This window comes from Streptomyces sp. NPDC031497 (assembly GCF_055580905.1).
This window is the reverse complement of sequence record NZ_JBVIKO010000002.1, coordinates 47201-64938: the sequence shown is the minus strand read 5'-3', so window position 1 is coordinate 64938 and position 17738 is coordinate 47201. Positions and strand designations below refer to the sequence as shown.

The window sequence follows — 17738 nt, the reverse complement described above, 5'->3', positions numbered from 1 at the left end:
ACCGAAGCCGGGAAGGGGCCCGAGGCGCGCACGCGCCTCGGGCCCCTTCCCGTGGGTGTCCGCTCAGTCGGTCCGCCGCCGCGACCACCACACGCCCGCCGCCCCGGCCGCGATCAGTGCCGCGCCGGCCGCGCCGAGCGGCAGCACGTCACTGCCCGCACCGGTCTTCGGCAACTGGTCCCCGCTCGGTCCGACCGGCTTGTTGTCGGTGCCGAGCAGCAGCGGGGTGGCCGGGGCGTTCGGCGACGGGTTCGTCGTACCGAACGGCACCGGGCCCTGCTGCCAGAAGGTCTTCTTCCCGTCCGCGCTCTGCACGGGCAGACAGATCTTCCCGGTCTTGCCCAGGTCGAACGTGGCGTCCACCGGGTACGACTTCGACTTGCCCGCGCCGAGCGCGCCGACCGGGCAACTGAAGCCGCTGTTCGAACCGGCCGGCAGGTCCTTCGCCGCGATGGCGTCGCAGCCCTGCACGTTCGTGACCTTCAGGCCGTCGAAACCGACCACCAAAAGCCTGATGTCGGCGCTGTCCTTGGTTCCTTCGTTCTTGACGGTGGCGGTGATCGCCGTTTTCTGCGAACTGTTGTCGACCGAGATCTTCTCGGGCAGCGTGGTCGTCAGCTTCACACCCGCCGGTGCCTGGTCAACCGCCTTTCCCCCCTTGCCGCTCGCCGGTCCCTGGTCATCGGCGGCCGCCGCGAACGGGAGGATCAGCACGGCCGAGAAAGATGCCGTGACCAGCGATCCCGCGACGACTGCCATACGACGAGAACTCATGTTCGTCCCCCTTGCAACCCCCTGGACCGCGCCTGAATTCGCGGTCCCTTGAAGAGGTACCACAAGATTTCTCCGCACTATGCTGGTACGGCCGTAAGTGTGACCATTGTGTGTCAGCAGGGGCGGTCGTTGAGGGGGTGCAGCGAATTGCCGGAGAATTCAGGGAGTTCAGAGATCTCAGGGAATTCCGGTAGTGCGGGGAATTCAGTTGGTCCAGGGAATGCGGAGTACGCGGGGCGCGGTGGTGTCCCGGGGCTGCTGGTGACCGGTCGCTACCGGCTGGCCGAGAGTATCGGGCAGGGGGGAATGGGACGGGTGTGGCGGGCCGCCGACGAGACGCTCGACCGGCAGGTCGCCGTCAAGGAGATGCGGATCGACGGCCTCGACGCCGAGGACACCCGGACCCGTCGCGAACGCACCCTGCGCGAGGCCAGGGCCACCGCCCGGATCGACCATCCCAACGTCGTACGGGTCTACGACGTCGTCGACGAGGGCGAACGCCTGTGGATCGTCATGGAGCTGGTCCACGGCCGCTCACTGGAATGGATCATGGCCGAGGAGGGGGCGCTGAGCCCGCGCGCGGCGGCCCGGATCGGCCTCGGCCTGGTCGCCGCGCTGCGCCAGGTGCACGCCGGGGGAGTGCTGCACCGCGACATCAAACCCGGGAACGTCCTCGTCGAGAACGCCGCCGGCCGGGTCGTCCTCACCGACTTCGGCATCGCGGCGATCCAGGACGCCAAGGCGCTGACCATGGTCGGCATGCTCGTCGGCTCCCCCGACTACATGGCACCCGAGCGGATCTCAGGGCGTCCGCAGGGCCCGCCGTCCGACGTCTGGTCGCTCGGCGCGACCCTGTGCGCGGCCCTGGGCGGTCGCTCCCCCTTCTCCCGCGACACGACCCTGGCCACCCTGCACGCGGTCCTCTACGAGGAGCCCGAACTCCCCGCCGAGGCGGGCCCGTTGCACGACCTGCTGGCAGCGCTGCTGGCGAAGGAACCGACGGCGCGGCCCGGCCTGGCGGAGGTGGAACAGACCCTGCGCCCGGTGGCATACCCACCCCAGACCCCGACAGAGACGTACCCGGCCCCGGCCCCGACTTCGGCCTCGGCCCCGGCCCCGACTTCGGCCCCGGTTCCGGTTCCGGCGGAGCGCCCGACGCCGGCGTACGTGGATCTGACGAAGCTGCGCGTTCCGGAGCCCGAGGACGAACGCCCGCAGCCGCAGCCGACGGAGGTGCGGATGTCCCCGCCGATGAGCGCTTCGACGGAGGCGGCGACGCAACGCTCCGAGGTCCGCTCGGAGACTCCGCCCAGCAACTCAGCGGGCCCGACCCTCCCGGCCCACCCCCAGACAGGCTTCGCATCGCAACGCCCCGAGCTGAAGCGCCCCGAAAGGGGCGCGGGGCTGCATCGATCAGCGGCTCCGCCGCAGAGCGCGCCCAGCCCCCACCCACCCGCAGCGCCCCACCCGCGCAAAGCCCCCAAACGCACAACTCTCCTGGCCGTACTGGGAACCACAGCGGTAGCCACCGCCCTCGTCATCCTCCTCACCACCACGACAGGCGGCGGCGACAACGACACAGCGACCGGTACCTCCCCAACCCCCTCGGCCGCGACGCCCACCACATCGGCGCCCACCACGTCCGCGCCCACAGTGGCCGGCACCGCCCGCCCCCGCAGCCTCCCGCCCGGCGCCCACGAGGAGGCCGGCGGATTCGCCTGGGTCACCCCGAAGGGCTGGCGGAGGGACGTGAAGACCGGCGCCGAGGTGCACTACACCTCCCCCGACGCCCGCCAGGAACTCGTCGCCAAGTCCTCCCTGGCCCGCGGCGACCTCATGGACAGCTGGAGCGCCTCCGAACGCAGCGCCCACCAGGGCCAGGACTACAGCAAGATCCGGCTGGTCGAGACGGTGTTCCGCGGCTACCCGGCGGTGATCTGGGAGTACACCTTCACCCTCAAGGGCGTCCGCTGGCACGCACGGCTGCTGGGCTTCGACGCCGACGGCAAGTCGTACCAGATCAACACCTGGTACCAGCCGGCGATCGAAACCCAGGCCGTGCGGACCTACGAGCAGGTCAAGGAGGGCTTCACCCTGCTGTGACCGGCGGTCGGCTCAGCCGACGGACACCTTGTCGGCGGGCTCGCCCGCCTCCGCGGCGGACGCCGCCACGCGGCTCCCCGTGAGCTTCTGCTTCACCACGGCGACGGCGATCACGAGCGCCGCGACGAGCAGCGACAGCAGCACGGTCGTACGACCGCTGCTCTCGCCCTCCGTGTCGGTCAGCATGTAGCCCAGGACGAACACGATCAGACCGGCCGTCGCCCAGGTCAGGTACGGGTACAGCCACATCTTCACGACGAGCTTCTCCGGCGCCTCGGCCTGGATGATCTTCCGCATGCGCAGCTGCGAGAAGCAGATGACCAGCCAGACGAACAGGGCGACCGCGCCGGAGGAGTTGACGAGGAAGAGGAAGACGGAGTCCGGGAACCGGTAGTTGAAGAAGACGGCGACGAACCCGAAGACGACGGACGCGACGATCGCGGCCAACGGCACACCACGGGAGGTGGTCCGGGCGAACACCTTCGGCGCGTCGCCGCGCTGTCCGAGCGAGAACGCCATCCGGGAGGCCGTGTACAGACCGGAGTTGAGACAGGACAGCACCGAGGTCAGCACGATGAAGTTCATGATCTCGCCGGCGTGCGCGATGCCGAGGGAGTCGAGGGCGGCGACGTACGAGCCCTTCTCCTTGATCGACGGGTCGTTCCAGGGCAGCAGCGCGACGACGATGAGGATCGAGCCGAGGTAGAAGACGCCGATCCGCCAGATGATGCTGTTGGTGGACTTGGTGACGGCCCGCTGCGGGTCCTCGGACTCACCGGCGGCCAGGGTGGCGATCTCGCTGCCCATGAAGGAGAAGACGACCAGCAGCACACCGGTGAGGATCGCGCCGGGCCCGTGGGGCAGGAATCCGCCGTGGTCGGTGAGGTTGGCGAAGCTCGCCTTGTCGGCGTGCACGCCGGGCAGCACGCCGAAGACGGCCAGCAGGCCGACGACGATGAACGCGCCGATCGCGACGACCTTGATCCCGGCGAACCAGAACTCGAACTCGCCGTAGGAGCCGACCGAGATCAGGTTGGTGGCGGTGAGGACCACCATCACGATGAGCGCCCAGCCCCATTGGGGCACGGCCGGGATCCAGCCCTCCAGGATCTTGGCACCGGCGGTGGCCTCCACCGCCAGCACCACGACCCAGAAGAACCAGTACAGCCAGCCGATGGAGAACCCGGCCCAGCGGCCGAGCGCGCGGTCCGCGTGCGCGGAGAACGAACCGGAGGTCGGGTTGGCGGCGGACATCTCGCCGAGCATCCGCATCACGAGGACGACGAGGGTGCCGACGAGGGCGTACGACAGCAGGATGCCGGGCCCTGCGGTGGCGATACCCGAACTGGAACCGACGAAGAGGCCGGCGCCGATGACACCGCCGATGGCGATCATCGACAGATGACGGTTCTTGAGTCCTGCGTGCAGACCGTTGCCGTTGCCGGGATCGCCGGCCGGGGGCGGGGCAGTCGTGGTCGGCTGCGAAGTCATGGGGGGAATTCCTTTGCGCCGTTGAGCGGGGTGGGCGGGGGTCCCGTACGAGCGGCGTACGAGTTGGTCCAGTGAAACGGAGGCAGACGAATACCTGAACCTTTGATTCCAGATCGTTACTTGAGGTTTTCCTGAGGTTCTGTAGTGTTACTCACACTTTCCGGGGCGTGGCCCCCGCACTGCCGCGCGTTAACGGCCATGTCACACTCGTCCCATGCGCGTGTATCTCGGCTCCGACCATGCGGGCTTCGAACTCAAGAACCACCTCGTCGAGTGGCTGAAGGAAGCGGGTCACGACCCCGTCGACTGCGGCCCCCACATCTACGACGCCCAGGACGACTACCCGCCGTTCTGCCTCCGCGCGGCCGAGCGGACGGCGGCGGACCCCGAGTCCCTCGGCATCGTCATCGGCGGCTCCGGCAACGGTGAGCAGATCGCCGCGAACAAGGTGAAGGGCGTCCGTGCGGCCCTCGCCTGGAGCGAGGAGACCGCGTCGCTCGGCCGGCAGCACAACAACGCGAACGTCGTCGCGGTGGGCGCGCGGATGCACACGCAGGAGGAGGCGACCAAGTTCGTCGAGACCTTCCTGAACACGCCGTTCTCCGAGGGCGAGCGCCACATCCGCCGCATCGACATGCTGACGGAGTACGAGACGACGGGCGACCTCCCGCCGATCCCGCCGCACCACCCCCAGCCGTAACCCTTTTCCCCGCCACCCCCCGCCGAGAGGCGAGGCCGGGGGTGGCCGGCGGCCCCAGGTCTGGGGCCCGGCGAAAGCTGACCGCACCCACACGGCGAAGCCGCAAACCAACACAGCCCCGCACCCCTCCCGGGACGCCCCTCGTCCCGCGCCCCTTACAACAGTCCGGGCGGGCGCCCGGCCCCCGGCAAAGCACCGCCGGCTCCGGCCGCCCTCGCGGCCAAGGTGCGTACCCTCGCCCCTGGACACTCCTCGCGCCCACGCCCCTCACGGTGCGTTCCTCGTGCCGTGTGCGACGGGGTGCTCTCAGTCTCCTGTCTTCTCGACGTTCTCCTCTTCACTGAGCGAGTCGGGTGGGTGGGTGGGAAAGGAATGGCTTTCGTGCCGGAAGGGCACACTATTCATCGGCTCGCGGTGGACTACCGGCGGCTCAGCGGACCCGTGCGGGTCAGCAGCCCGCAGGGCAAGTTCTCCGACGCCGCCCAGTTGATCGACGGCGCCCCCCTCACCCGTACCGAAGCCCACGGCAAGCACCTCTTCCTCGGCTTCCGGGACAGCGACTGGGTCCACATCCACCTCGGCCTCTTCGGCAAGGTCACCTTCGGCGACGCCCCCGCGCCCCCGGCCACCGACACCGTCCGGCTCCGCCTCGCCGACGCCACCTCGTACGTCGACCTGCGCGGCCCCACCACCTGCGCCCTGATCACCGAGGGCGAGAAGAGCGCGATACACGCCCGCCTCGGTCCGGATCCGCTCCGTGACGACGCCGACCCGGGCGTCGCGTACCGGAGGATCTCCCGCAGCCGTACGACCGTCGCCGCGCTTCTGATGGACCAGAAGGTCATCGCGGGGGTCGGCAACGTCTACCGCGCCGAGGTGCTGTTCCGGCACGGGATCGATCCCTACCGCGCGGGCAGGGAGATCAGGCCCGCCGAGTGGGACGCGGTGTGGGCCGATCTCGTCGGACTCATGCACGAAGGCGTGCGGAACAACCGCATCGACACCGTCCGCCCCGAGCACACCCCGGAGGCGATGGGACGCCCACCGCGCGTCGACGACCACGGCGGCGAGGTGTACGTCTACCGCCGGGCCACCCTGCCCTGCCACATCTGCGGCACCGAGATCCGCACCGCCGACCTCGCCGCCCGCAACCTCTTCTGGTGCCCCCGCTGCCAGAAACCCTGACCAGGCACGCTGACCAGGCACGCACGCCGGTCAGAAACGCCGAGCGGCGCGCACTAGAAACCGTGCGGCAGCCACGGCAGCGCCGGTGACCCGAACGCCGTCGACGCCTCCACCAGCGCCCCCGGCCGCAGCTCCCGCACCCGGCCGGCGCCGGCCAGCGACACCAGGGACACGCCACCGAGGTACGCCGCCCCCAGCTCCCGTACGGACAGGGCGAGTTCGGCCGTGTCGGTCGTGCGTTCGCAGGACGCGCCCTTGGCGTCGCCGGTCAGCCGCCAACGCCCCGCGTTCCACGGGCAGAAGGCGTCGGCCACCTCCAGCACCACGTCCACCGGCGCCTGGTAGGTCCGCGCCGTGAGCGCCGCACCGACGTCGACGAGGCGGACGTACCCCATGTCCCGCACCCGCGTCAGACAGCGCCGGATGTCGGAGACCCGGTACTGCCAGGCGTCGTCGACCGGCCGCCCCCGTACCGTCAGCTTCGACATCAGGTCGATGCCGAACAGGAACCGCCACAGCGCCGCGTCGCTCGCCGGGTCCAGCGCGGCCAGGTCCTCCAGCGCCACCGTGCCGTCGTGCCCGCTCGGCGACCAGCCCAGCTTGGTGCGGAACCGGGCGTACCCGGTGACCCGCCCGTCCCGCTCGGCGACCACGCACTGCAGCGCCGACGCGCCGTCCCGCTCGCTCTCCGGGTCCAGCAGCCCCGCCCGTTCCCAGCCGGGCTGCCGGGCCAGCATCCCGGGCCGCAGCGGCACCAGCTCCGCGTACACCGCCTCACACGCGTCGAGCACGTCCGCCGGCGCCGCGTACCGAAGCCGTACCTCGTCGGTGCCGGCCGGTACGTCCAGCGTCACCCGGCTCGTGTCGATCTCGGCGTCCAGCCGGTAGGTCGCCGCGTCGTACCCGAAGCGGCCGTAGATCGCCGGCTCGGAGGCGGTCAGCGCGGCGAGCGCCTCGCCCCGCTCCCGTACGTCGTCCAGCTGGCGCCGCATCATCGCGGTCAGCACCCCGCGCCGTCGGTGCGTCGCGGACACGCTCACCATGGTGACGCCGGCCACGGGCACCACGGCACCGCCCGGCACGGTCATCCGGAAGCTGAACGCCCCGCTCGTCCCGACGAGTTCGGCCCCGTCCCAGACGGCCAGCGAACGCTCGACCTCCGTCAGCGACCGGTCCAGGTCGCGTTCCTCGGCCGACGCCGGGCCGGCCCCGAAAGCCCGCACCAGGTGGTCCCACCAGCCGTCGAACTCCTCGGCACGCAGCACCTTCAACTCGGTCGTACGGTCACTCGCCATACGCCATGCCTATCAGGGGCAATGCGGGACGAGCCAGCGAATTTCTCCCGGACGGCGACGCGGGGGCTTCCGGTGAAGTTCACTGTGAAGTCGCAGTCGACGGTGAACCTCGGACGGGGGACAAGTGGGACCTCCCGTGCCAAGCAGCTGGTCCGATGGATAGGGTCCCGAACTAATGGCAGTAGACGGAGATCGGCGCGGAAAGGCCGAGACGTTCACGGCCCGGTGGAAGATGCAGTGGCACCGGGCCCGCGTCGGCCTGCGCAGAAGCGCCGTGGACTACTTCCGCGGCGACGGCTCAGACTGGATCGCGCTCGTCGGACTGCTGCTGACCGTCCCGGTGCTGGCGTCCATGACCCTCGCCAACTCCGTGTGGTTCTCCCCGGCCTCCCTGGTCCTGCCGATCATCGCGGGCGGGCTGCTGCTGCGCCCGGCAAGCCTGCTCGGCCTGTACGCGGCGGCGGCCACGGCGCTGATCGTGGAGTCGGTACGGCTCGGCCCCTACACCGAGGGCCCCTCCCGGGTCACCCCGGGCGTGGTCCTCGTCGTCGCCGCCTGCGGCTTCTTCGGGCTGCTCACCGCCCAGTTCCGCAGCCGGGTCGGTGTGCCCTGGCGGCGCGGCGGCACCATGCTCTTCGACCTGCGCGAACGCATCCGGGTGCAGAGCAAGCTGCCGAAGCTGCCGCCGGGCTGGCACCGGGAGATGGCCCTGCGGCCGGCCGGCGGACAGTCCTTCTCCGGCGACTTCGTGGTCGCGGCCCGCACGAACAACGGCCGCACGATGGAGGTCGTCCTCACCGACGTCTCCGGCAAGGGCATGGACGCGGCGTCCCGCGCCCTGCTGCTGTCCGGCGCGTTCGGCGGCCTCCTGGGATCCCTGCCCCCGCACGCCTTCCTCACCGCCGCCAACGGCTACCTCCTGCGCCAGGACTGGGACGAGGGCTTCGCCACCTCGATCCACCTGGTCCTCGACCTGGACTCCGGCGACTACGAGCTCTACTCCGCCGGCCACCCCCCTGGTCTCCAGCTCAGCGCGGGCAGCGGCCGTTGGGAGGAGAAGGCCGCGGAGGGGCCGCTCCTGGGCGTGTACGACGGCGCGCAGTTCGACTCGGTCAAGGGCTCGCTGCGCCCGGGGGACGTCCTGATGCTCTTCACGGACGGCCTGGTGGAGACGTCGGACCGGGACATCGTGGAGGGCATCGACCGCCTCACGGGAGAGGCCGACCGCTATGTCGCCGGCGGCTTCCACGGGGCGGCCTGGCACCTGATCGAGGCGGTGGCGAAGGACGTGAACGACGACCGGGCGCTGCTGCTGATCTGCCGGGAGGCGGCGCGGTGAGACGGCCGACGGTCGGGTGGCGGCCCGGTGGGGGCTGATCGCGCCCACGTGGCGGAGCCGCAACTCGATACGGCCCCGCGCCCCTGAAGGGGCGCTTCGCCCGCCGCTTCTCCACAGCCGCGGGCAGTCGTGCCTCCCCCAGTGCCTCAAGGGGCTGGGAGGTGCCCCCAGGCGGCACGGGTGGGCGCGGGCGGCACCCTGCAAGCGCCGGTAAGTGACACCCCCCATCCACCCCCGCCACGGGATACTCGCACCGTGACCCCGACCCCGCTCTCCCTCGCCGAAGTAGAGGCGCTCGCCCGAGCCGCGCACGCGGCGCAGACCGACAAGGCCGGCCGCCCCTACGCCGAGCACCTCGCCGCCGTCGCCGAAGGCGTCCGCGTCCGTGGCGGTGACCCGGAGCAGATCGCCGCCGCCTGGCTGCACGACGCCGTCGAGGACCACGCCCTCACGGCGGACCGGCTGGCGGCGGCCCCCCTCACCGCCCGCACCAGGGCCATCGTCCTCGCCGTCACCAAACGCCCCGGCGAACCCCCCGAGGCGTACGCCCGCCGCATCCTCGACACCCCGGGCGCGCTCCTGGTCAAACAGGCCGACCTCGCGCACAACGCCGACCCCGGCCGTCTCGCCGTACTCGACGAGGACACCCGGAAACGGCTGACCGAGAAGTACGCCCGGATGCGCGCCCTCCTCGGTCTGTCCACGTAGGCGAACCCGCGTAAGCGGCATTACGCGTTGGCCATCTCCCGGTCCTCCCGGTCCTCCCGGCTCTGCCGGCCCCGCGCCAGTTCCGCCGGGTCCTGCCGGAACGCCCAGGCCATCCTCGGTTCCATGGCGAACCGGAACACCCGCTGGACGGGCCGGGAGCACAGCAGCGTGACGGTGACGCCGGCGAGCGCGGTGACGAGGATCTCGCCGAGCGGGCCGTGCAGCCACCTCGGGTCGAACCAGCCCGCGTGGTCGCCGTACTTCACGACGAAACCGTGCAGCAGATAGCCGTACAGCGTGCCCGCGCCCAGTGTCGTGAACCACATCCGCCGGCCCGGTACCCAGGACAGGAAGCAGGCCGTCAGCAGCATCGAGCAGCCGAACATCGCGAGCACCATCACCGGCCCGCACCACCACGGCGCACCCAGCTCCTGCGCGGAGTCCCGGTGGTAGAACCACGCGGTGTTCATCCGCGGCACCGACCACCAGGCGAACGCCAGCGCGACCGCGAACACCGGCACCGCGGCGATCCGCACCGGCCACCGGCGTACCAGCCGGAAGTGCTCGGGCCGCAGGCACAGGCCGAGCACGAAGTACGGCAGGAACTGCAGGACCCGCTGGAGGTCCAGGTCGTCACCGATGCTGGGGGACACGGACGCCAGCATCGCGACCAGGAAGGCGACGGGCAGCGGGTGGCGGACCGCCCGCCAGATCGGCGTGGTCAGCCGCCAGACGAACAGCGCGCACAGGAACCACGTCAGGTACCAGGGGTCGAGCAGGCTGATGTCCTGACCGGGGGAGTGGCCGACATACCGCTGGAACAGCGAGTAGGCGGTCTCGAACAGGACGTACGGCACGACGACACCGGTGACCAGCCGCTTCAGCCGGTCCGGGCGCATGTCGAAGTTCCGGGAGAAGTAGCCGGAGATGATGATGAACGCCGGCATGTGGAAGGCGTACACGGCGCAGTACAGCGCCGTCAGGACGCGGCTGTCGCCCTTCAGCGGCTCCCAGGAGTGACCCATCGCGACGAGCACGATCGCCAGGTACTTGGCGTTGTCGAAGAACGCGTCGCGCTGTCTGTCCGCCGGCGGCCGGGCCGGGGGACGCGGTGCGGGGTTCTGGCCGGGGGACGTGGCGGCGGCAAACATCTGAGGCACCCTAGCGGCGCCTGTGGGATTTCGTAAAACCGCCGACGCGAATGCTGGATATCCGCCGTGATCGCCTGTGAACCGCCGGTCGATTTACCGAGGTCGACTCCTGTACCCATGCAGTTTCATGCGGCACTTACACCCGCGATGTCCCTATTCATCCTGACTAATTAGTGCATAACGCCTGCCTTGGGCTTCGCCTTGTGGTGTCTGTGTCAACAATTCGAATTGGCTGCGCGCCCGTTGTGTGGACACCGAAACCATGTCCGCCAATTGCCCTGGATCTATGGCCGGGTGGAGCCTCGAATTACTGTGCGGGCGGGGGCCGGTGGGCGGTGAGTTGTCGACGTTGTGTCACGGGCCGCATAGTGCGGCCGGGTTGGTGGCACGATGGTTCTGGCGGGGGTGCGGGGTCGTACCCCCGGGCCGGGAGAGCGGAACCGACCGAGGGCGTGATCAGTTGTGGCCATTTCACTGTCTGTGGTGCTGCTGTTGGCGATCATCCTGGTAGTGCTGATCAGAGGGGGGAACATCAAGGCCGGCCCCGCGATCGTCGCCGTCCTCTTCGGCTTCTTCCTCGCGTCGACCGGGATGGCTCCCTCCATCCAGCGCTTCCTCGACTCGATAGCGCAGACCATCAACTCGATCAGCTTCTGACCGCGCGGGCGCGCGCGGGCGCGCGCCCGGACTCGCGCGACGGAACACGAGACGTGGACAACGGAACGCGAGACGTAGATTCCGTACGCCCTGTACGGCGTCCGCTCCTCCGTCCGCGGGCCCGGCGCGCCCGGCCCACGCCGGTGGGGGGCGACCCGGCCCTGGACACGCCGAAGGCCCAGGCAGGAGGTCGGAACCTCGCGCCTGGGCCTTCGCCACGCGGAGCGGGCGACGGGAATCGAACCCGCGTAGTCAGTTTGGAAGACTGAAGCTCTACCATTGAGCTACGCCCGCACAACACGCGCCGCAGATCCGTGACCGCGGCACAGAGTGCATCGTAGCGGGTCGTACACCGCGTAGGCCAACGTGTTGGTCCCCGCGGAGGTGAGTCCGCGGCGGGTGAACAAAGCGGCCGACGTGGGCGGCCCGGGCATGTACCCTACGTGTCGCACCGAAACGGGGTGTGGCGCAGCTTGGTAGCGCGTCCGCTTTGGGAGCGGAAGGCCGTGGGTTCAAATCCCGCCACCCCGACCACCGAATGACGGCGTCCGTCTTGATCGCCTTTTGGGGCGCTGAGCGGCTGCGGTTACTATGCAAGCTGCGCGCCCGCGTGTCCCGGCCCCCACTCGGCGGCCTACGAACTCCTCCGGGCGGCGAAACTCCGCCGGGCCTCTCTGGTCCCGGCAGAACCCAAGCAGTCAGCCACAAGGAGACCGAACCGTGAAGAGCGCCGTGGAGACCCTGAACCCGACTCGGGTTCGGCTCACTGTCGAGGTGCCCTTCGAGGAGCTCAAGGACAGCCTCGACGCGGCGTACAAGAAGATCAACCAGCAGGTCACGGTGAAGGGCTTCCGCAAGGGCAAGATCCCCGCGCGCGTCATCGACCAGCGGTTCGGCCGCGGTGCGGTGCTGGAGGAGGCCGTCAACGACGCGCTTCCGAAGTTCTACACCGAGGCGGTCAACGAGGCCGAGCTCAACCCGCTGGGCCAGCCCGAGGTCGACATCACCGAGCTGAAGGACGGCGAGACGCTGAACTTCACCGCCGAGGTCGACATCCGTCCCGCCCTGGAGATCCCGGACTACTCCGGTATCGAGGTCGAGGTCGACGCGGTCGAGGTGACCGACGAGGACATCGAGAAGTCCGTGGAGCAGCTCCGCGAGCGCTTCGCGTCCACCTCCCCGGTCGAGCGGGCCGCCGAGGAGGGTGACGTCGTCACCATCGACCTGGAGGCCAAGGTCGACGGCGAGGTGCTGGAGGACGGCATCGCGAGCGGTGTGTCCTACACCATCGGCTCCGGCGAGCTGCTCGACGGCATCGACGACGCCGTGAAGGGCCTGGAGGCCGGTGGCGAGGCCACCTTCACCTCCGAGCTCAAGGGCGGCTCCGCGGCCGGCCAGGAGGCCGAGGTCACCGTCAAGGTCACCCAGGTCGCCGCGCGTGAACTCCCCGAGCTGGACGACGAGTTCGCGCAGCTCGCCTCCGAGTTCGACACCCTGGACGAGCTGAAGGCCGACAGCCGCAAGCGGCTGGCCGACATGAAGACGTACGACCAGGCCACCCAGGCCCAGGAGCGCGTCCTGGAGAAGCTCCTGGAGCTCGTCGAGGTGCCCGTCCCCGAGAAGCTGCTCGAGGACGAGATCAACACCCGCAAGCACAACCTGGAGCACCACCAGCTCGGCCAGATGGGCCTCGACCTCGAGAAGTACCTCGAGATCCAGGGCAAGACCGCCGAGGAGTTCGAGGCCGAGACCAAGGAAGCCGCGGTCAAGGGCATCAAGACCCAGTTCGTCCTCGACGAGCTGGTCAAGGTCGAGAAGCTGAACGTCAACCAGGAGGAGCTCACCGAGCACCTCATGCGGCGCGCGGCCTCCTCCGGCATGTCCCCCGACCAGTTCGCCCAGGCCGTCGTCGAGGGCGGTCAGGTCCCGCTCCTGGTCGGCGAGGTGGCCCGCGGCAAGGCCCTGGCCGTCGTGGTCGAGGCCGCCACGGTCAAGGACACCAACGGCGAGCTCGTCGACCTGGACGACGAGGACGAGACCGAGACGGAGGCCCCCGAGGCCGCCGCCGAGGCCACGGACGCCCCCGCGGAGGAGAAGACCGAGGGCTGAGCCCACGGCGCCTCCAGCGACGTAGAAGGGGCTCCTGGGCACTGTCCCGGGGGCCCCTTCGCCGTACGCGCCGGGGTCCAGCGCCCCGCCGGGGGCGCGGGGAACTGCGCGACGAGCCCCCACGCACCCGCACCCTCCCTCGCACCGACGCAACCACGGCGCGTAGCCATCGGCCCACCGGTGTTGCCGCTACGCCCCCGGCGAACAGCCCTGTTACCGGGATTCCCCGAAGGGACCATCGCGTTAGGGTCCATGAGTACGAGGGCAGCCAAGCCCCCGGCTAGGGAAACGTAAGACGGCCCGGCGCCGTCGTAAGACGAGCAGGTGGATACGTGACGAATCTGATGCCCTCCGCCGCCGGCGAGCCTTCCTTCGGTGGTGGCCTCGGCGACCAGGTCTACAACCGGCTGCTCGGCGAGCGGATCATCTTCCTGGGACAGCAGGTGGACGACGACATCGCCAACAAGATCACCGCGCAGCTGCTGCTGCTGGCGGCCGATCCGGGCAAGGACGTGTACCTCTACATCAACAGCCCCGGCGGCTCGGTGACGGCCGGCATGGCCATTTACGACACCATGCAGTACATCCCGAACGACGTGGTCACCATCGGTATGGGAATGGCGGCCTCGATGGGCCAGTTCCTGCTCACCGGCGGCACCGCAGGCAAGCGCTTCGCCCTGCCGCACACGGACATCATGATGCACCAGGGCTCCGCGGGCCTCGGCGGTACGGTCTCGGACATCAAGATCCAGGCCCAGTACCTGCTGCGTACCAAGAAGACCATGTCCGAGCTGACCGCGCTGCACTCCGGCCAGAGCGTCGAGACAATTATCCGCGACGGCGACCGCGACCGCTGGTTCACCCCGGAAGAGGCCAAGGAGTACGGTCTCATTGACGAGATCATCACGCATGCCTCCGGTGTTCCGGGAGGCGGCGGCACCGGCGCCTGACCGGCCCGGCCACGCCACGTTCCGCCGAGACTCCAGCCCCCCGAACGCCACCAGGACGGTGAACACCCTCATGAGCAACATTCCAGGCGCCGCTGACGCCCGCTACGACGGGCCCCGGCCCGACGCCCGCTATGTCATCCCGCGCTTCGTCGAGCGCACCTCCCAGGGCATCCGCGAGTACGACCCGTACGCGAAGCTCTTCGAGGAGCGCGTGATCTTCCTCGGCGTCCAGATCGACGACGCCTCCGCCAACGACGTCATGGCGCAGCTGCTGTGCCTGGAGTCGATGGACCCGGACCGGGACATCTCGATCTACATCAACAGCCCGGGCGGCGACATGACCGCCCTCACGGCGATCTACGACACGATGCAGTTCGTGAAGCCCGACATCCAGACGGTCTGCATGGGCCAGGCGGCCTCCGCCGCGGCCATCCTGCTGGCCGCCGGTACGCCCGGCAAGCGCATGGCGCTGCCGAACTCCCGCGTGCTGATCCACCAGCCGGCCGGTTCCACCGGCCGCGGCCAGCTCTCCGACCTGGAGATCATCGCCAACGAGTTCACGCGGATGCGTGAGCAGCTGGAGGACATGCTGGCCAAGCACTCCAACCGGCCGATCGAGCAGGTCCGCGAGGACATCGAGCGCGACAAGATCCTCACGGCCGAGGAAGCGCTGGAGTACGGCATCGTGGACCAGATCATCTCCACCCGGAAGATGAACAACGCTGACGTCCGCTGACAGAGGATGTAGTCTCTGCCGCCCTTGGCCCGGTTTGACCGCGGGCTCGGCAAGGTGCACGTCAAAGTGAACCGTGCCAAGGGGGGCCCGTACGGGGGGCCCGGCAAGGTACCGTCGACATAAGGCAGCACCAGGAGCCGCTGGATTCGAAAGAGTCCAGGCGTCTCCCAGGCGAAGGGGAAGCACACCGTGGCACGCATCGGTGACGGCGGCGATCTGCTCAAGTGCTCGTTCTGCGGCAAGAGCCAGAAGCAGGTCAAGAAGCTCATCGCAGGGCCCGGTGTGTACATCTGCGACGAGTGCATCGACCTCTGCAACGAGATCATCGAGGAGGAACTCGCCGAGACGAGCGAGGTGCGCTGGGAGGAACTCCCCAAGCCCCGCGAGATCTACGAGTTCCTGGAGGGCTACGTGGTCGGCCAGGAGCCGGCCAAGAAGGCTCTCTCGGTCGCGGTGTACAACCACTACAAGCGGGTCCAGGCCGGTGAGAACGGCGGCGGCCAAAGCCGCGAGGACGCCATCGAGTTGGCGAAGTCCAACATCCTGCTGCTGGGCCCCACGGGCTCCGGCAAGACGCTCCTGGCGCAGACCCTGGCCCGCATGCTGAACGTCCCGTTCGCGATCGCCGACGCGACCGCGCTGACGGAGGCGGGCTATGTGGGCGAGGACGTCGAGAACATCCTCCTCAAGCTGATCCAGGCGGCCGACTACGACGTCAAGAAGGCCGAGACCGGGATCATCTACATCGACGAGATCGACAAGGTCGCGCGGAAGAGTGAAAATCCGTCGATCACCCGGGACGTCAGCGGCGAGGGCGTGCAGCAGGCCCTGCTGAAGATCCTGGAGGGCACCACCGCGTCGGTCCCGCCGCAGGGCGGCCGCAAACACCCGCACCAGGAGTTCATCCAGATCGACACGACGAACGTGCTGTTCATCGTGGGCGGTGCGTTCGCCGGCCTGGAGAAGATCATCGAGTCCCGGGCGGGTGCCAAGGGCATCGGCTTCGGCGCGACGATCCGCTCCAAGCGGGAGCTGCAGTCCAAGGACCAGTTCGAGGACGTCATGCCCGAGGACCTGGTGAAGTTCGGCATGATCCCCGAGTTCATCGGCCGGCTGCCCGTCATCACCTCGGTGCACAACCTGGACCGCGAGGCCCTGCTCCAGATCCTCATCGAGCCGCGCAACGCGCTGGTGAAGCAGTACCAGCGCCTCTTCGAACTCGACGGCGTGGAGCTGGACTTCGAGCGCGAGGCCCTGGAGGCCATCGCCGACCAGGCCATCCTCCGCCAGACCGGCGCGCGCGGCCTGCGCGCCATCATGGAGGAAGTCCTCATGTCCGTGATGTACGAGGTGCCGTCCCGCAAGGACGTGGCCCGCGTGGTCATCACGGCCGACGTCGTCCACTCGAACGTCAACCCGACCCTGATCCCGCGCGACGCGCGCGGCCGGGGCGCGGGGGAGCAGAAGTCGGCGTAACCCAGGTCAGCACCGAAGCGCCGGGCCCTCCTCGGAGGGAGCCCGGCGCTTTCGCGTGGGTCACCGGTGGCTACTTGGCGACGCGCACTTCACCGCGTACATCGGCCGCGATCTTCGCCGACTCGTCGATGCTGTACGACTTCACCGCCGCCGTCGGTTCCACCATGCCGATGGTGCTGTAGTCCGCCCAGATACACAGGTAGGCCGTCTGGGCCTTGCCGGTGAGCTGGTTCTTGCCCTTCGCCTGCTGGCACTTCATCACCGCGCCGTCCAGCCCGTCGGGCGAGACGGACCGGGCGTCGCCGACGAACTGCACGTCGTCGTCCGAGCTGCTGTCCTTCTTCATGTTGGCGAAGGCGGCGTCCAGCGCCGCCTGCGGGTCCTTCACCGACCCGTACACGCCGAAGAGGGTGACGTTCTCGGCGGTCTGCGCCTTCGCCAGGTCCGCCGGGTCGCTGGTGTCCAGGGACTCCAGGTCGACGGTCGAGTAGATCGCGGTGACCGAAGTGGCATCGGTGACACCGGACTTGGCGAGGTCCTCGGCGTCGCTCGAGCTCGTCTTCTGCTCGCTGGAGTCACCCACCCGCTTGTACTTGGCGGACAGGACCGAGGCCGGCGCGGTCAGCTTGTGCGGCCCGTCGTCCTCGAGCCCGCCGCTCCCGCCCCCGGCGAGCACGAAGTACGCGCCCACCGCCACGGCGGCCACCACCGCCACCGCCCCGATGACCAGGCCCGTCTTCTTCTTCCCGCCGCCCGGAACCGGCGGCTGCGGAACGCCGTAGGGAGGCTGGCCGTACGGGGGCTGCTGGCCGTACGGGTTGTCCTGCGGGGGAACCCCCTGGGGCGGGTAGCCGTAGCCCGGCTGCGGGGGCTGCGGCGGCTGACCGTAGGGTCCCGGCTGCGGCGGGGCCTGCTGCGGGTAGCCGTAGCCGGGCTGGGGCGCCTGGGGTGCCTGCGGCGGCTGGCCGTACGGGCCAGGCTGCTGCCCGTACGGTCCCGGCTGCTGCGGCGGCGGCCCTCCGTACGGACCCGGCTGGTTGTAGCTCATCTCTGGGTTCCCCTCC

The 17738-nt window shown here is 69.6% G+C and carries 15 protein-coding genes and 2 tRNA genes; 11 read left to right on the top strand and 6 right to left on the bottom strand.

What is annotated here, in order from left to right; genetic code table 11:
* Positions 1-63 precede the first annotated feature (63 nt).
* Positions 64-774, bottom strand: coding sequence for an LPXTG cell wall anchor domain-containing protein (locus tag ACZ5K7_RS03585; RefSeq protein ID WP_468909986.1), 711 nt, complete (start codon positions 772-774; stop codon positions 64-66).
* 306 nt (positions 775-1080) lie between these two features.
* On the opposite strand from ACZ5K7_RS03585, the gene ACZ5K7_RS03580 reads away from it, so the two are divergent.
* A complete protein-coding gene (locus ACZ5K7_RS03580) occupies positions 1081-2877 on the top strand; it encodes a protein kinase domain-containing protein (protein WP_468910883.1) in 1797 nt (598 codons plus the stop codon).
* Between the two features lie 12 nt (positions 2878-2889).
* Here the strand turns inward: ACZ5K7_RS03580 and ACZ5K7_RS03575 are convergent, their stop codons facing one another.
* Positions 2890-4368: an amino acid permease gene (locus ACZ5K7_RS03575; RefSeq protein WP_468909983.1), complete on the bottom strand. Its 1479-nt coding sequence runs from the start codon at positions 4366-4368 to the stop codon at positions 2890-2892.
* 214 nt (positions 4369-4582) lie between these two features.
* Here ACZ5K7_RS03575 and ACZ5K7_RS03570 point away from each other — a divergent pair, with 214 nt between their 5' ends.
* Complete coding sequence (locus tag ACZ5K7_RS03570) at positions 4583-5068, top strand: ribose-5-phosphate isomerase (RefSeq protein WP_351691056.1); 486 nt, start codon at positions 4583-4585, stop codon at positions 5066-5068.
* A gap of 381 nt (positions 5069-5449) precedes the next feature.
* Positions 5450-6253, top strand: a complete 804-nt coding sequence (locus tag ACZ5K7_RS03565; protein ID WP_351691059.1) for an Fpg/Nei family DNA glycosylase — start codon at positions 5450-5452, stop codon at positions 6251-6253.
* Between the two features lie 53 nt (positions 6254-6306).
* Here ACZ5K7_RS03565 and ACZ5K7_RS03560 read toward each other — a convergent pair whose 3' ends face one another.
* A complete protein-coding gene (locus tag ACZ5K7_RS03560; protein ID WP_468909980.1) occupies positions 6307-7548 on the bottom strand; it encodes a GNAT family N-acetyltransferase in 1242 nt (413 codons plus the stop codon).
* Between the two features lie 175 nt (positions 7549-7723).
* Between ACZ5K7_RS03560 and ACZ5K7_RS03555 the strand changes: the two genes are divergently transcribed.
* Positions 7724-8887, top strand: a complete 1164-nt coding sequence (locus ACZ5K7_RS03555) for a PP2C family protein-serine/threonine phosphatase (protein ID WP_351691065.1) — start codon at positions 7724-7726, stop codon at positions 8885-8887.
* 255 nt (positions 8888-9142) lie between these two features.
* Positions 9143-9595: an HD domain-containing protein gene (locus tag ACZ5K7_RS03550; RefSeq protein ID WP_351691068.1), complete on the top strand. Its 453-nt coding sequence runs from the start codon at positions 9143-9145 to the stop codon at positions 9593-9595.
* 20 nt (positions 9596-9615) lie between these two features.
* Here the strand turns inward: ACZ5K7_RS03550 and ACZ5K7_RS03545 are convergent, their stop codons facing one another.
* On the bottom strand, positions 9616-10746 hold the full coding sequence (locus tag ACZ5K7_RS03545; protein WP_351691071.1) for an acyltransferase family protein: 1131 nt from the start codon (positions 10744-10746) through the stop codon (positions 9616-9618).
* Positions 10747-11208: 462 nt separating this feature from the next.
* On the opposite strand from ACZ5K7_RS03545, the gene ACZ5K7_RS03540 reads away from it, so the two are divergent.
* Positions 11209-11403, top strand: a complete 195-nt coding sequence (locus ACZ5K7_RS03540) for a hypothetical protein (RefSeq protein WP_123976981.1) — start codon at positions 11209-11211, stop codon at positions 11401-11403.
* A 223-nt stretch (positions 11404-11626) separates the two neighbouring features.
* Here the strand turns inward: ACZ5K7_RS03540 and ACZ5K7_RS03535 are convergent.
* Positions 11627-11697 (bottom strand) — tRNA-Gly (locus ACZ5K7_RS03535).
* 163 nt (positions 11698-11860) lie between these two features.
* Between ACZ5K7_RS03535 and ACZ5K7_RS03530 the strand changes: the two genes are divergently transcribed.
* The 5 genes from ACZ5K7_RS03530 (at position 11861) to clpX (ending at position 16674) form a co-directional block, all read left to right on the top strand.
* Positions 11861-11937, top strand: a tRNA-Pro gene (locus ACZ5K7_RS03530).
* Between the two features lie 186 nt (positions 11938-12123).
* On the top strand, positions 12124-13512 hold the full coding sequence (gene tig / locus ACZ5K7_RS03525; protein ID WP_351691075.1) for a trigger factor: 1389 nt from the start codon (positions 12124-12126) through the stop codon (positions 13510-13512).
* 344 nt (positions 13513-13856) lie between these two features.
* Positions 13857-14462: an ATP-dependent Clp protease proteolytic subunit gene (locus ACZ5K7_RS03520; protein WP_351692809.1), complete on the top strand. Its 606-nt coding sequence runs from the start codon at positions 13857-13859 to the stop codon at positions 14460-14462.
* A 70-nt stretch (positions 14463-14532) separates the two neighbouring features.
* Entirely contained in the window at positions 14533-15198 is a 666-nt protein-coding gene (locus tag ACZ5K7_RS03515) for an ATP-dependent Clp protease proteolytic subunit (RefSeq protein ID WP_351691078.1), read from the top strand.
* Positions 15199-15387: 189 nt separating this feature from the next.
* Positions 15388-16674, top strand: a complete 1287-nt coding sequence (gene clpX / locus ACZ5K7_RS03510; protein ID WP_351691081.1) for an ATP-dependent Clp protease ATP-binding subunit ClpX — start codon at positions 15388-15390, stop codon at positions 16672-16674.
* Positions 16675-16744: 70 nt separating this feature from the next.
* On the opposite strand, the gene ACZ5K7_RS03505 is transcribed toward clpX, so the two are convergent.
* Positions 16745-17722, bottom strand: coding sequence for a hypothetical protein (locus tag ACZ5K7_RS03505; protein ID WP_468909972.1), 978 nt, complete (start codon positions 17720-17722; stop codon positions 16745-16747).
* Positions 17723-17738: the final 16 nt, after the last annotated feature.

Bases quoted from the DNA above. Each gene is read 5' to 3' on its own strand.
- ACZ5K7_RS03560 (WP_468909980.1), bottom strand. From the start codon at position 7,548: ATGGCGAGTGACCGTACGACCGAGTTGAAGGTGCTGCGTGCCGAGGAG.
- ACZ5K7_RS03570 (WP_351691056.1), top strand. From the start codon at position 4,583: ATGCGCGTGTATCTCGGCTCCGACCATGCGGGCTTCGAACTCAAGAAC.
- ACZ5K7_RS03505 (WP_468909972.1), bottom strand. From the start codon at position 17,722: ATGAGCTACAACCAGCCGGGTCCGTACGGAGGGCCGCCGCCGCAGCAG.
- ACZ5K7_RS03580 (WP_468910883.1), top strand. From the start codon at position 1,081: ATGGGACGGGTGTGGCGGGCCGCCGACGAGACGCTCGACCGGCAGGTC.
- ACZ5K7_RS03585 (WP_468909986.1), bottom strand. From the start codon at position 774: ATGAGTTCTCGTCGTATGGCAGTCGTCGCGGGATCGCTGGTCACGGCA.
- ACZ5K7_RS03515 (WP_351691078.1), top strand. From the start codon at position 14,533: ATGAGCAACATTCCAGGCGCCGCTGACGCCCGCTACGACGGGCCCCGG.
- ACZ5K7_RS03545 (WP_351691071.1), bottom strand. From the start codon at position 10,746: ATGTTTGCCGCCGCCACGTCCCCCGGCCAGAACCCCGCACCGCGTCCC.
- ACZ5K7_RS03555 (WP_351691065.1), top strand. From the start codon at position 7,724: ATGGCAGTAGACGGAGATCGGCGCGGAAAGGCCGAGACGTTCACGGCC.
- ACZ5K7_RS03520 (WP_351692809.1), top strand. From the start codon at position 13,857: ATGCCCTCCGCCGCCGGCGAGCCTTCCTTCGGTGGTGGCCTCGGCGAC.
- ACZ5K7_RS03575 (WP_468909983.1), bottom strand. From the start codon at position 4,368: ATGACTTCGCAGCCGACCACGACTGCCCCGCCCCCGGCCGGCGATCCC.